Source organism: Streptomyces sp. NPDC050658, from assembly GCF_044457025.1.
In the GTDB taxonomy this organism is placed as follows: domain Bacteria; phylum Actinomycetota; class Actinomycetes; order Streptomycetales; family Streptomycetaceae; genus Streptomyces.
This window is the reverse complement of sequence record NZ_JBITGM010000005.1, coordinates 152,673-167,984: the sequence shown is the minus strand read 5'-3', so window position 1 is coordinate 167,984 and position 15,312 is coordinate 152,673. Positions and strand designations below refer to the sequence as shown.

At 72.7% G+C, this 15,312-nt stretch carries 1 protein-coding gene and 1 pseudogene; both read left to right on the top strand.

From position 1 onward, the window contains the following. Positions 1-32 precede the first annotated feature (32 nt). Positions 33-4,775: pseudogene (locus tag ACIBKX_RS19065) on the top strand (type I polyketide synthase); the annotation flags it as partial. A 39-nt stretch (positions 4,776-4,814) separates the two neighbouring features. Then, positions 4,815-15,308, top strand: coding sequence for an SDR family NAD(P)-dependent oxidoreductase (locus ACIBKX_RS19060; protein ID WP_399375835.1), 10,494 nt, complete (start codon positions 4,815-4,817; stop codon positions 15,306-15,308). Positions 15,309-15,312: the final 4 nt, after the last annotated feature.

Below are 15,312 nucleotides of genomic sequence, written 5' to 3'. Positions count from 1 at the left end.
CCAAGATCTCAAAGGATTGATGGGTGTCGGCGGTGAACGATGACAAGGTCCGTGACTATCTCCGGCGTGCCACGGTAGAGCTGAAACAGGCTCGGCACCGGCTGCACGACATCGAGACGCGGAACACGGAACCGATCGCCATCACCGCCATGAGCTGCCGTTTTCCGGGGGAGGTGAGCTCGCCGGAGCAACTGTGGGAGCTGGTGACCACAGGCACCGACGGGATCTCGCCCTTCCCGGAGAACCGCGGCTGGGACACCGGGCGGCTCTACGACCCGGAGCCCGGCACCCCCGGCAGGAGCTACACCCGGCACGGCGGATTCCTGCACGAGGCGGGGGAGTTCGACGCCGAGTTCTTCAAGATCAGCCCCAACGAGGCGCGCGAGATGGACCCGCAGCAGCGGCTCCTGCTTGAGACGTCCTGGGAGGTCCTGGAGCGCGCCGGCATCGACCCCGCCTCCCTCAAGGGAAGCAGGACCGGCGTCTTCGCCGGCATGGTCTACCACGACTACGCCTACAACAGCAGTACGGGCTCCATCGCCTCCGGCCGCATCGCCTACAGCCTCGGCCTCGAAGGCCCCGCGGTCACGGTCGACACCGCCTGCTCGTCCTCCCTGGTCGCCCTGCACTGGGCGATCCAGGCACTGCGCTCCGGCGACTGCACCCTGGCGCTCGCCGGCGGCGTGAACGTGATGGCGACCCCCGAGGCCTTCATCGCGTTCAGCGGCCAGCGCGGGCTCTCCGCCGACGGCCGCTGCAAGTCCTTCGCGGCCGCCGCGGACGGCACCGGCTGGGGCGAGGGCGTCGGCATGCTCCTGGTGGAGCGGCTCTCGGACGCCCGGCGCAACGGCCACCCCGTTCTCGCCGTCATCCGCGGCTCGGCCGTGAACCAGGACGGCGCGAGCAACGGCCTCACCGCGCCCAGCGGCCCCTCGCAGCAGCGGGTGATCCGCCAGGCCCTCGCCAACGCGGGCCTGACCTCCGCCGACGTCGACGCGGTGGAGGCACACGGCACCGGCACGGTCCTCGGCGACCCGATCGAGGCACAGGCACTGCTCGCGACGTACGGCCAGGACCGCCCGGAGGACCGGCCGCTCTGGCTGGGCTCCCTCAAGTCGAACATCGGCCACGCCCAGGCGGCGGCCGGTGTGGGCGGCATCATCAAGATGGTGCAGGCGATGCGGCACGGCCTGCTGCCCAAGACCCTGCACGTCGACGAGCCGACACCCCAGGTCGACTGGTCGGCCGGGAACGTGGAGCTGCTCACCGAGCCACGGGACTGGCCGCGCACCGATGGCCGCCCGCGCCGCGCGGGCATCTCGTCCTTCGGCATGAGCGGCACGAACGCCCATGTGATCGTCGAGGAGGCGCCGGCCGCTGCCGAGGCGGAGTCGCAGGACCCCGCACCGTCCGGTCCGCCCGCAGGCGCCCCGATCCCGTGGCTGGTCTCGGCGCGCGGTGACGACGCCCTGCGCGCCCAGGCGTCCCGCCTCGCCGGGTACGCGGACGGAGTGGGGGCGGCCGACTCCCTGCCGGACATCGGCTACTCGCTCGCCGTGACGCGCACGGCCCTGGAACGGCGGGCCGTGGTCCTCGCCGACGACCGGGAGAGCGCGCTGGGCGGCCTCGCGGCGGTCACCGACGGAATCTGGCGTCCGGGCGTGCTGAGCGGCACCGCGACCGAGGGGCTCACGGCGTTCCTGTTCACCGGGCAGGGGAGCCAACGTCTCGGGATGGGCCGGGAGTTGTATGAATCGGTTCCCGTGTACGCCGATGCTTTCGACGCGGTGTGTGCGGAGCTGGACGCGCACCTGGACGGCGACGGTTCGGTGCGGGATGTGATCTGGACCGATGAACAGGCCCTGAACCGCACCGAGTTCACGCAGGCGGGGCTCTTCGCCGTCGAGGTGGCGCTGTTCCGGTTGATGGAGCACTGGGGTGTGCGCCCCGATTTCCTGCTGGGGCATTCGGTGGGGGAGCTGGTTGCGGCGCATGTGTCAGGAGTTCTGTCGCTGGCGGATGCGGCCCAACTGGTCGCGTCGCGCGGCCGGTTGATGCAGGCGCTGCCCGCAGGCGGCGCGATGGCGGCCGTCCAGGCCACCGAGGAGGAGATCCGGGAGACGCTGACCGACGGTGTGGGCATCGCCGCCGTCAACGGGCCGTCCGCCACCGTGATCTCCGGTGACGAGTCGGCGGTCGCCGCGCTCGTCGACGTATGGCGGGCGCGGGACCGCAAGGTGAAGCGGCTGAACGTCAGCCACGCGTTCCACTCCGCGCGGATGGAACCGATGCTGGCCGAGTTCCGCGGCGTCGCGGAAGGGCTGACCTTCGCCGAACCCCGTATCCCGATCGTCTCGAACGTGACCGGCGCCCTGGCGACCGCCGAGGAGCTGGCGTCCCCCGACCACTGGGCCCGGCACGTCCGGCAGGCCGTGCGGTTCGCCGACGGGGTGCGGCTCCTGGAGGCGCAGGGCGTGACGACATTCGTCGAACTGGGGCCGGACGCCGCGCTCTCGGGCATGGGCCCTGACTGCCTGAGCGGCGACACCGACGAGCCCGGCGACACCGACGACATCGCCTTCCTCCCCCTCCTCCGCAAGGGCCGCGACGAGGTCCGCCAGACGGTCACCGCCCTGGCGTCCGCGCATGTGCGGGGCGTGCGGGTGGACTGGCGGTCGTACTTCGGCGGCCAGGGAGCGCGGGTGGATCTGCCCACGTACGCCTTCCGGCGCAAGCTCTACTGGGAGACGGCCGACCCCGCGCCGGCCGCCGATGCCGGGCCGCAGGGCACGGACTCCTGGCGCTACCGCCTCGCCTGGGCCGCGGCCGAAGCTCCGGCGGCGCCCACGCTGACCGGCACCTGGCTCGCGGTCCTGCCCGCCCAAGACGGCATCGACCGGCGAATCCCGGCAGTCCTCGACGGTCTCGCCGGGCACGGAGCCCGCGTCGTCACCGTCGAGCTGCCGGACGACGCCGACCGCTCCGACGTGCTGCGGCTGCTCCGCGCGCACACCTCCGGGACGGCTCCCGCCGGAGTCCTGTCCCTGCTCGCCCTCGACGACCGCGCCCACCCGCGCCACTCCACGCTCTCGCGCGGCACCGCCGCCACGATCGCCCTCGTGCAGGCGCTCGACGAGGCCGGGAGCGGATCGGCCAGGCTCTGGTGCCTGACGTCCGGCGCCGTGGCGGTCGACTCCGACGCGGAGGTCGGCAGCCTGCCGCAGAGCGGGATCTGGGGAGCCTCCGCCGCGCTCGCGCTGGATCACCCCGACTTCTGGGGCGGCGTCATCGACGTACCCGAAGAGATCGGCCGCGAGACGCTGCGGCACCTCTGCGGTGTGCTGTCCGGTGAGGTCGCCGAGGAACAGATCGCCCTGCGCCCCGGCGGGATCTTCGGGCGGCGCATGGTCCGCGCGGAGTCCAACGGCCAGTCCACCCAGGCGACTTGGAGCCCGACCGGTACGACGCTGATCACCGGCGGGACCGGCGGCGTAGGAGCACATCTGGCGCGCAAGCTGGCCCGCGAAGGCGCCCGGCATCTGCTGCTCACGAGCAGGCGGGGCCGCGCCACCGACGGTGTCGCGGAACTGGAGGCCGAGCTGACGGCCCTGGGCGCCGAGGTCACCACGGAGTCCTGTGACGTCACCGACAGGGAAGCGGTACGGCGGCTGCTCGCGGCCATCCCCGAGGACCGCCCGCTGACGGCGGTGATGCACGCGGCCGGTGCCATCCAGCTCGACGCCCCGCTGCCGAAGACCACGCTGGAGGAGTTCGCGGAGGTCGGCCACGCCAAGATCGGCGGCGCGCTCGTCCTCGACGAACTGCTCGCGGACCGCCCCCTGGAGGCCTTCGTGCTGTTCTCCTCCGGGGCCGCCGTCTGGGGCAGCGCGGGACAGCCCGCGTACGGCAGCGCCAACGCCGTGCTCGACGCGCTCGCGCACCGCCGCAGGGCCCGCGGGCTCACCGCGACCTCGATCGCCTGGGGCGCCCTGGAGAGCGGCATGGTCGACGCGGAGATCAGCGCGTTCATGCGGCGCATCGGCGCACCCGCGATGGACCCCGGGCAGGCGCTCGACGTGCTGCGGCAGGCGATCGTCCGGGACGAGAGCCATCTGGTCGTCGCCGACTTCGACTGGGCCCGCTTCGCGCCGACGTACACCCTGTCCGGACCGCGCCCGCTGCTCGACGCGCTGCCCGAGGTACGGGCGGCCCTGGACGGCGGCGACACCGCCGGGGGCGCGGAAGGACCGGAGCGGGGCGCGCTCGCCGACATCGCGGGGAAGCCCGAGGCGGAACAGCGGCGGACCCTGCTCGACCTGGTGCGCCGCACGGTGGCGGGCGTGCTCGGCCACGACGGCCCGGCCGCCGTCGAGCCGAAGCGGGCCTTCCAGGACCTCGGCTTCGACTCCGTGGCCGCCGTCGAGCTGCGCACCCAGCTGAACCGGGCGACGGGACGGCGCCTTCCGGCCACCGTCGTCTTCGACTACGCCACGCCCGTGGCGCTCGCCGGCTACCTGTGGGACGAGATCTGCCGCGGCACCGGCGGCCAGGTCCTGCCCGTGACCGCGGAGCTGGACCGCGTCGAGGCGCTCCTTTCCGGCCTCCCGGCGCAGGAGATCGAGGCCCACCGCGTCACCGCCCGGCTCAAGGCCCTGGTGGCGACGCTCGACGAGCGGCTCGGCGGACCGGACGCGGCTGATGTGAGCGACGTCCTGGAGAGCGCGTCCGCCGAGGACGTCCTCGCGTTCATCGACAAGGAACTCGGCTCGGCCTGACGGCGACGGGTCGTTCTCTGAGAAAGCTGTGAGGCCTGGATGCCGACTGACGACAAGCTCCTCGACTATCTCAAGCGGGTCACCGCCGATCTGCACCAGACCCGCCGCCGCCTCCAGGAGGCCGAGGCGCGGGAGCCGGAGCCCGTCGCGATCATCGGGATGAGCTGCCGCTACCCCGGCGGGGTCCGCTCGCCGGAGGACCTGTGGCGGCTGGTCGACGAGGGCAGGGACGGCGTCGCGGACTTCCCCGACGACCGCGGCTGGGACCTCCAGGAGCAGGGTACGAACTACGTCCACGAGGGCGGATTCATCGACGGGGCGGGCGACTTCGACCCGGCCTTCTTCGAGATCTCGCCGCGCGAGGCCGTCGCGATGGACCCCCAGCAGCGGCTGCTGCTCGAAGGGTCCTGGGAGGTCTTCGAGCGGGCCGGTATCGCCCCGCGCGGCATGCGGGGCAAGCCGGTCGGCGTGTTCGTCGGCTCCGGCATCCAGGACTACGGCGATCTCCTGCTGCGCGCGCCCGAGGCCGCCGAGGCGTACATGTCGACGTCGGTGTCCCCGGCGGTGCTCTCCGGCCGGGTGGCGTACGCGCTGGGCCTCGAAGGACCCACGCTCACCGTCGACACGGCCTGCTCGTCGTCGCTGGTCGCGCTGCACCTGGCGGCGCAGTCGCTGCGCAACGGCGAGTGCTCGCTGGCGCTCGCGGGCGGCGTCATGGTGATGTCGACGCCCGCGGCGTTCGTCGCGTTCAGCCGCCAGCGCGGCCTCGCGCCGGACGGCCGCTGCAAGGCGTTCTCGGACGCGGCGGACGGCACCGGCTGGGCGGAGGGTGTCGGACTCCTCCTGGTGGAGCGGCTCTCGGACGCGCGCCGCAACGGCCACCGGGTACTCGCCGTCGTACGCGGCTCGGCCGTGAACCAGGACGGCGCGAGCAACGGCCTGACCGCGCCGAACGGTCCCTCGCAGCAGCGGGTGATCCGCCAGGCCCTCGCCGACGCGCGGATCTCCGCAGCGCAGGTGGACGCGGTCGAGGGACACGGCACGGGCACGACGCTCGGGGACCCGATCGAGGCGCAGGCGCTGCTGGCGACGTACGGCCAGGACCGCCCGGAGGGCAGCCCGCTGTGGCTGGGCTCCCTCAAGTCGAACATCGGCCATGCGCAGGCGGCAGCGGGCGTGGGCGGCATCATCAAGATGGTGCAGGCGATGCGGCACGGCGTCCTGCCCAAGACCCTGCACGTGGACGCGCCTTCGTCGGAGGTCGACTGGGCGTCGGGCGCCGTGGAACTCCTGACGGAGGGCCGCCCCTGGCCCGAGTCGGACCACCCGCGCCGGGCCGGCATCTCCTCGTTCGGCGTCAGCGGCACGAACGCGCATGTGATCGTGGAGGAGGCCCCCGCGGAGCCCGCGTCCGAAGAGGCCGAGCCGTCCGGGCCGCCCGCCGGCGCGCCGGTCCCGTGGCTGGTCTCCGCCCGCAGCGCGGACGCCCTGCGCGCCCAGGCGTCGACTCTGGCCCAGTACGCCGATGACGCCGGCGCCGCCCACTCCGTACCGGACATCGGCTACTCCCTCGCCACGACGCGCTCGCCGCTGGAGCGCCGGGCCGTGGTCCTCGCCGCCGACCGCGCGGAGGCGCTGGCAGGGCTCGCGGCGGTCGCGGCGGGCACCTCGCGCGCGGGCGTCCTGACGGGCACGGCGACGGACGGCCTGACGGCGTTCCTCTTCACGGGGCAGGGCAGTCAACGCCTCGGAATGGGGCGGGAGTTGTACGAGATCTTCCCTGCGTACGCCGATGCCTTCGACGCGGTGTGCGAGGAGCTGGACGCGCACCTGGACGGCGACCGTCGGCTGCGTGACGTGATCTGGGGCAGCGACGAAGAGGCCCTGAACCGCACCGAGTTCACGCAGGTGGCGCTCTTCGCGGTGGAGGTGGCGCTGTTCCGGCTGATGGAGCACTGGGGCGTGCGCCCCGACTTCGTGGCCGGCCACTCGGTGGGCGAACTGACGGCGGCCCACGTGTCCGGCGTGCTCTCCCTCACCGACGCGGCGCGACTGGTGGCGGCCCGCGGAAGACTGATGCAGTCGCTGCCTGCGGGCGGGGCGATGATGGCGGTACGCGCCTCCGAGGAGGAGGTGACTCAGCTCCTCGGAGAGAGCGAGGGTGCGGGCGAGGGCGTGGGTGTCGCCGCGGTCAACGGCCCCGAGTCGGTGGTGATCTCCGGCACCGGGGCGGCAGTGGAAGCGGCGGCGGCGCGGCTCGCCGACGCGGGCCGGAAGACGACCCGGCTGCGCGTCTCGCACGCGTTCCACTCACCGCTGATGGAGCCCATCCTCGACGAGTTCCGGCGGATCGCGTCCGCACTGACCTACGGCGAACCCCGCATCCCCGTCGTGTCGAACGTGACGGGCACCCTCGCCACCGGCGACGACCTGCGGACCCCCGAGTACTGGGTCCGCCATGTGCGCGAGGCGGTGCGGTTCGCCGACGGGGTGCGCCGCCTTGAGCAGGAGGGCGTGACGACGTTCGTCGAGCTGGGCCCGGACGCCGCCCTCTCGGGCCTCGGCCCGGACTGCCTCACGGGCGACACCGACACGGACATCGCGTTCGTGCCGCTGCTGCGCAAGGGCAGGGAAGAGGTGCCGCAGGCGCTCACGGCTCTGGCGTCCGCGCATGTGCGGGGCGTGCCGGTGGACTGGGAGACGTACTTCGGCCCCCGCAGGGCGCCCGTCGACCTGCCCACGTACGCCTTCCAGCGGGAGCGGTACTGGCTGCGGCCCGAGGCGGGCGCGGCCGACGTGGCGGCGGCGGGCCTGGACCGCGCCGACCATCCGCTGCTGGGCGCGGCGGTCACCCTGGCGGACTCCGACGCGGTGGTCCTGACCGGCCGCCTCTCGGCCCAGGCACAGCCGTGGCTCGCCGACCACGTCGTACTCGGCAGCATTTTCGTACCCGGCACCGCCTTCGCCGAACTGGCGATCCGCGCCGGCGACCAGGTGGGCTGCGGCCGCGTCGAGGAGCTCACCCTGCGCGCCCCTCTGGTGCTGCCCGAGCGCGGTGCGGTCCAGGTGCAGGTCGCCGTGGGCGCACCGGACGGCACCGGACTGCGCCCGGTGAACGTGTACTCGCGCGGCGAAGACGCGGCGGAGTGGACCACGCATGCGACGGGAGCACTGGCGGCGGGAGCACTGGCGACGGGCGCACTGGTGGCGGGAGCACTGGCGGCGGCCGGGTCGCGAGGTGCCGATGCGGCGGATCTGGGTTCGTCGTTGGAGCAGTGGCCGCCGGTCGGGGCTGACCCCGTCGAACTCGACTCCCTGTACGCGGACTTGGCGACGACCGGCCTTGAGTACGGGCCGGTGTTCCAGGGCCTGCGGGCGGCATGGCGGTCGGGCGACGACGTGCTCGCGGAGGTGGCGCTGCCGGAGGGTGCGGAGGCGGGCGCCTTCGGGTTGCATCCGGCGCTGCTCGATGCGGCGTTGCACGGCATCGCGTTGAGTGGCGTGGCGGGGGAGCGGGCGATGCTGCCGTTCTCGTGGAGCGGCGTGGAGCTGCACGCGTCCGGTGCTTCGGTGCTGCGGGTCCGGCTCTCGCCGGTCGGGACGGACGCTGTGTCGCTGGTCGCCGCCGATGCGGTCGGCCGGCCGGTGGTGACGGTGGACTCACTGGCGCTGCGGGAGGTTTCGGGAGAGGGGGTCGCCGGGGCCGCTCGGGGCGGGGGCGGGTCCTTGTTCCGGGTGGAGTGGGTGCCGGTTTCGCCGGGTGCCGGGGATGTCGACTCGTCGGTCGCCGTGTTGCGGTGTGGTGGTGGCGGTGATGTTCGTGGTGAGTTGGGCCGGGTTCTTGAGGCGTTGCAGGGGGGTTCTTCGTCGGGTCGGTTGGTTGTTCTTACTCGGGGTGCTGTGGCGCTTGAGGGTGAGGATGTCCGCGATTTGGCGGGTGCGGCTGTGTGGGGGTTGGTGCGGTCTGCTCAGTCGGAGGATCCGGATCGGATTGTGCTGGCTGATGTGGATGCCGATGAGGCTGACCTTGGGTTGATCCTTGGGTCGGGGGAGCCGCAGGTTGTTGTGCGGGAGGGTGTGGCGTACGCGGCGCGACTGGCTCGTGTTTCGGGTCAATCGGGTGGGTCTGAGGGTGTGTTCGGGGCGGAGAGCGCTGTTCTGATCACTGGTGGTACGGGCATGTTGGGTGCGTTGGTGGCCCGGCATCTGGTTGCCACTCATGGCGTACGCAGTCTGCTGTTGACCAGCAGACGGGGGCTGGAGGCTCCGGGGGCGTCGGCCCTCGTGTCGGAGCTGGAAGAGCTGGGTGCTGAGGTCGAGGTCGCGGCCTGCGATGTCGCGGACCGGGGTCAGCTCTCGGCTCTCCTTGAAGGTCGGACCCTCACGGGCGTCGTGCACACGGCCGGTGTCCTGGACGACGGCGTGATCACCTCCCTGACCCCGGAGCGCCTGGCCACGGTGCTCGCCCCGAAGGCGGACGCCGCCCACCACCTGCACGAACTGACCCAGGACATGCCGCTGACGGCGTTCGTCCTCTTCTCCTCCGCATCCGGGGTGATGGGCACGCCCGGCCAGGGCAACTACGCCGCCGCCAACGCCTACCTCGACGCCCTCGCCACCCACCGCCGCGCCCAGGGCCTCCCGGCCCAGTCCCTCGCCTGGGGACCGTGGGACCAAGACGGCGGCATGGCAGGGGAGCTGGGCGACGCGGACCGGGCCAGGATGGCGCAGGGCGGCATCGTCCCCCTCTCCGCCGATGACGGCCTCGTACTGCTTGACGCAGCTGTCGCGGCAGCCTCCGAGCCTCTGCTCATCCCGGTGGATCTGAACGTCCCGGCGCTGCGGGCGCAGGCCGACAGCCTCCCCCCGCTGTTCCGGGGGCTGGTGCCGGCGGGGCGGCGGAGTGCGGCGGGGAGTGCCCGGGAGGACGCCGACTCCCTGCGCAGGCGGCTCGCGGAGCTGCCTGAGGAGGAGTGGGAGGGCGCGCTGCTGCTGATGGTGCGGGAGCAGGCGGCCGAAGTCCTCGGCCACGCGTCGGTTGACGCGGTCGAGGCGGACCGGGCCTTCCGTGACCTGGGCTTCGACTCGCTCGCCGCGGTCGAACTGCGGAACAGCCTGGGCGGCGTGACCGGCCTCCGGCTGCCCGCGACGCTGGTCTTCGACTACCCGTCCCCGCTGGTCCTCGCCCGGTTCCTGCTGGGTGAGGTGTCGGGATCGGTGGACGAGGTCGCCGCGGTGGGCGCGTCCGCGGTCACGGCCGACGGCGCCGACGATCCGATCGTGATCGTCGGCATGAGCTGCCGCTACCCCGGCGGCGTGGAGTCGCCGGAGGGCCTGTGGCGGCTGGTGGCCGAGGGGAGCGACGGCATCGCGCCGTTCCCCGAGGACCGCGGCTGGGACGTCGAGAACATCTACGACCCCACGGCCCAGCGCCCCGAGACCAGTTATGTGAACGAGGGCGGATTCCTCTACGACGCCGCCGACTTCGACGCCGACTTCTTCGGCATCAGCCCCAACGAGGCGCCGATCATCGACCCTCAGCAGCGCATGCTCCTTGAGGCGTCCTGGGAGGCGCTGGAGCGCGCGGGCATCGACCCCGGCTCGCTCAAGGGCAGCAGGACCGGCGTCTTCGCCGGAATGATGTACCACGACTACACGTACAACAGCAGCACGGGAGCCATCGCCTCCGGCCGCGTCTCGTACAGCCTGGGGCTCGAAGGTCCCGCCGTCACCGTCGACACCGCGTGCTCGTCGTCGCTGGTGGCGCTGCACTGGGCGATCCAGGCGCTGCGTTCCGGCGAGTGTTCGCTGGCGCTCGCGGGCGGTGTCGCGGTGATGGCGACCTCCGAGGTCTTCGTGGAGTTCAGCCGCCAGCGCGGCCTGGCGCGGGACGGCCGCTGCAAGTCCTTCGCGGCTGCGGCGGACGGCACCAACTGGGCCGAGGGGATCGGCATGTTGGTGGTCGAGCGGCTGTCGGACGCGCGGCGCAACGGGCACCCCGTGCTGGCGGTCGTGCGCGGCTCGGCCGTGAACCAGGACGGCGCGAGCAATGGGCTGACCGCGCCGAACGGTCCCTCGCAGCGTCGTGTCATCCGTCAGGCGCTGGCGAACGCGGGTCTTTCCGTGGCCGATGTCGACGCGGTCGAGGCGCATGGCACCGGTACGACACTCGGCGACCCCATCGAGGCGCAGGCGCTGCTCGCGACGTACGGACAAGACCGTCCGGAGGACCGGCCGTTGTGGCTCGGGTCCCTCAAGTCGAACATCGGCCACGCCCAGGCCGCGGCAGGCGTCGGCGGCATCATCAAGATGGTCGAGGCGATGCGGCACGGCACGCTGCCCAAGACCCTGCATGTCGATGAACCGACCCCTCAGGTCGACTGGGCGGCCGGGAATGTGGAGCTGCTGACCGAGGCGCGCGAGTGGCCGCAGCTCGACGGGCGCCCGCGCCGCGCGGGAGTCTCCTCGTTCGGCATCAGCGGCACCAATGCCCACGTGATCCTTGAGGAGGGCCCGGCGCTCTCCGTTCCGAGCGGCGAACCGCGTACCGAGGAGCCGACGGAGACGGAGACGGAGACGGAGACGGAGACAGCGACGGCATGGCTGCTGTCCGCCCGCAACGACGCCGCGTTGCGGGAGCAGGCCGAGCGGCTCGCCTCGTACGTGAGCGATCGTCCCGGACTCGACCCGCTGAGCGTCGCGTCGACCCTCACGCAGGGGCGTGCGCGGTTCGGGCGGCGGGCGGTGGTCGTCGGTGCGGGCCGGGACGATCTGCTCCAGGGGCTGCGGACGCTCGCCGAGGGGCAGGAGGGTCCGGACGCCGTACTCGGCACGGTGGCTCCGGGGCTCACGGCGTTCCTGTTCACGGGGCAGGGCAGCCAACGCCTCGGAATGGGAAGGGAGTTGTACGAGACCTTCCCTGCGTACGCCGATGCCTTCGACGCGGTGTGCGAGGAGCTGGACGCGCACCTGGACGGCGACGGTTCGTTGCTGGACGTGATCTGGAGCGATGAAGAGGCCCTGAACCGGACGGAGTTCACTCAGGCCGCGCTCTTCGCGGTGGAGGTGGCGCTGTTCCGGCTGATGGAGCACTGGGGCGTGCGCCCCGACTTCGTGGCCGGCCACTCGGTGGGCGAGCTGACGGCGGCCCATGTGTCCGGCGTGCTCTCGCTCGCCGATGCCGCACAACTCGTCGCGGCACGCGGCAAGTTGATGCAGGCGCTCCCCGCCGGTGGCGCGATGGCGGCGGTGCAGGCCGGCGAAGAGGAAGTACGCGAACTGCTCGTCGATGGTGTCAGTGTCGCCGCCGTCAACGGTCCGTCGTTGACGGTGGTCTCGGGCGACGAAGCCGCCGTCGAGAAGATCGCCGACACGCTGCGGGCGCGCGGCCGGAAGGCCAAGCGGCTGGTGGTCAGCCATGCCTTCCACTCGGCGCTGATGGAGCCGATGCTGGCGGAGTTCGGACGCGTGGCGTCGGCACTGACCTTCGGTGATGCGCGCATCCCGGTCGTGTCGAACGTGACCGGCGCGGTGGCCGACGTGGCCTGCGCCGAGTACTGGGTGCGCCATGTGCGGGAGGCGGTGCGATTCGCCGACGGGGTACGCCAGTTGGAGTCGCAGGGCGTGACGCGCTGGGTGGAGCTGGGTCCGGGCGGGGTGCTCTCGGCCATGGCCCAGGAGTCCATCGAGGGCGACGAGGCGCTGGTCGTGCCAGTCCTCCGCAAGGACCGCGAGGCGCTCGGCCTGCTGTCCGCGCTAGGTCGGCTGCACGTCTCCGGTGTGCCGGTCGACTGGGAGAAGGTCCTGGGCGCCGGTCGACCCCGGGTCGAACTGCCGACGTACGCCTTCCAGCGTCGGCGGTACTGGCTGCAGGCCCCCGTGACCTCGGGCGATGTCACGTCGGCCGGTCTGGACGGTGCCGGGCATCCGCTGTTGGGTGCGGCGGTCGCGTTGGCGGGGTCCGGTGGTGTGGTCCTGACGGGGCGGTTGTCGGTGCAGGGTCAGCCTTGGCTGGCGGACCACGCCGTCGGCGGCGTGCCGCTGTTCCCCGGCACCGGGTTCGCGGAGTTGGCGATCCGGGCCGGTGACGAGGTCGGCTGTGGTGTGGTGGAGGAGCTGACGTTGCAGGCTCCGCTGGTGCTGCCCGAGCGTGGCGGTGTCGCCGTGCAGGTGGTCGTCGGTGAAGCCGATGAGACGGGTCGGCGTCCGGTGAACGTGTACTCGCGTGGCGAAGACGCCGGGGAGTGGACCAATCACGCGGAGGGCGAACTGGCTCCCAGCGGCGCCGAAGGGCCCGCGTTCGACCTGGGCCAGTGGCCTCCGGCGGGCGCCGAGCCGGTCGAAGTCGCCGATCTGTACGACGGTTTCGGCGAGGTCGGCCTCGACTACGGGCCGGTGTTCCAGGGGCTGCGCGCCGCCTGGCGGTCGGGCGACGACGTGTACGCCGAGGTCGCGCTCCCGGAGGGCACGGAGGCGGGAGCCTTCGGGGTGCATCCGGCGCTCCTCGACGCGGCACTGCACGGCATCGCGCTCAGCGGGATCGCGGGGGAGCGGGCGATGCTGCCGTTCTCCTGGAGCGGCGTGGAGCTGCACGCGTCCGGGGCTTCGGTACTGCGGGTCCGGTTGTCTCCGGCCGGCACGGACGCGGTGTCCGTCGTCGCCGCCGATGCCGGGGGCCGCCCGGTGGTCTCGGTCGGGTCGCTGGCGCTGCGGGAGATCACCGCGGGGCAGATTTCCGCGGCACGGTCGGGCGGCGGGGGCCCGGAGCCGCTGCTGCGGGTGGAGTGGGTGCAGACGCCCGTGCGGACGCGGGAGGTCGGGGACGACGTCACCGTGCTGCGGTGCGGCGGCGGCAGCGACGTACAAGGCGAACTCGTCCGGGTGCTGGAGGCTCTGCGGGGTTCGTCGGGGCGGTTGGTTGTTCTTACTCGGGGTGCGGTGGCACTGGAGGAGGGTGACGATGTCCGTGATCTCGCGGGTGCGGCGGTGTGGGGCCTGGTGCGCTCGGCACAGTCGGAGGATCCCGATCGAATCGTGCTGGCTGATGTGGATGCCGATGAGGCTGACCTTGGACTGATCCTTGGATCGGGGGAGCCGCAGGTCGTCGTACGGGACGGGCATCTCTACGTCGCGCGGCTGGCCCGCGTTTCAAGTCAACAGGGCGCGTCTGAAGGTGTGTTCGGGGCGGAGAGTTCCGTTCTGATCACTGGTGGCACGGGCATGCTGGGGGCCCTTGTCGCCCGGCATCTGGTTGCCACTCATGGCGTACGCAGTCTGCTGTTGACCAGCAGGCGGGGGCTGGAGGCTCCGGGGGCCGAGGCCCTGGTATCGGAGCTGGAGGCTCTCGGTGCTTCGGTCGAGGTCGCGGCCTGCGATGTCGCCGACCGGGGACAACTCTCGGCTCTCCTGGCGGACCGCGCCCTGACGGGCGTCGTGCACACGGCCGGTGTCCTGGACGATGGTGTGATCACCTCCCTGACTCCCGAGCGCCTTGCCACGGTGCTCGCCCCGAAGGCGGACGCGGCCCGGCATCTGCACGAGCTGACGCAGGACATGCCCCTGACGGCGTTCGTCCTCTTCTCCTCCGCATCCGGGGTGATGGGCACGCCCGGCCAGGGCAACTACGCCGCCGCCAACTCCTACCTCGACGCCCTCGCCACCCACCGCCGCGCCCACGGCCTCCCCGCCCAGTCCCTCGCCTGGGGACTCTGGGACCAGGCCACCGGCATGACGGACCAGCTGGCCGACGCCGACCGGGCGCGGCTCGCGCAAGGCGGAGTCATCCCGCTGGGCACAGAGGAGGGCCTGGCCCTGCTGGACGCGGCGGCCTCGTACCGGCACCCCGTGCTCGTCCCCATCCGCCTCGACCTCCAGGCGCTGCGTGCGCAGGCCGACGCGCTGCCGCCGCTCTTCCGCACCCTCGTCCCCGCGGGCCGGCGCAGTGCCTCGGGGGCGCGGCCCGACGCAGGCTCGCTGCACAAGCGCCTGGCCGGGCTCTCCGAGGCGGACCAGGAGCGCGAGGTGCGGGAGCTGGTGCTCGGGCAGGCCGCGGCGCTGCTCGGGCACAGCGACAGCGGTGCCGTCGACCCCGACCGGGGCTTCCTGGACTCGGGATTCGACTCGCTCACCGGCATGGAGCTGCGGAACTGGCTCGGCAGGGCCACCGGGCTCCGGCTGCCGACCACGCTGATCTTCGACTACCCGAATCCCCGGACCCTGACCGCGTACCTCCTGGAGCAACTGGCGCCCGAAGCGGGGAGCGGCGCGGGCGCGGACACCGAGCAGGAGGTGCGCCGCATCCTCCAGGCCATTCCGATGACCCGGCTCCGTGACGCGGGCCTGATGGACGCGCTGCTCGAACTCGCCGGAGTCTCCGCCGGGTCCGGGGCCGGGCTCGACGGCCTCGCGGGAGTCGCCGGTCTCGGGAGCCCCACCGGGCAGGACTCGGCGGCGATCGACGAGATGGACGCGGATTCCCTGATCACCATGGCTCTCGATGGCGTTGGCATCGAGGACGAGATACGAGAAGTGTGAGAGA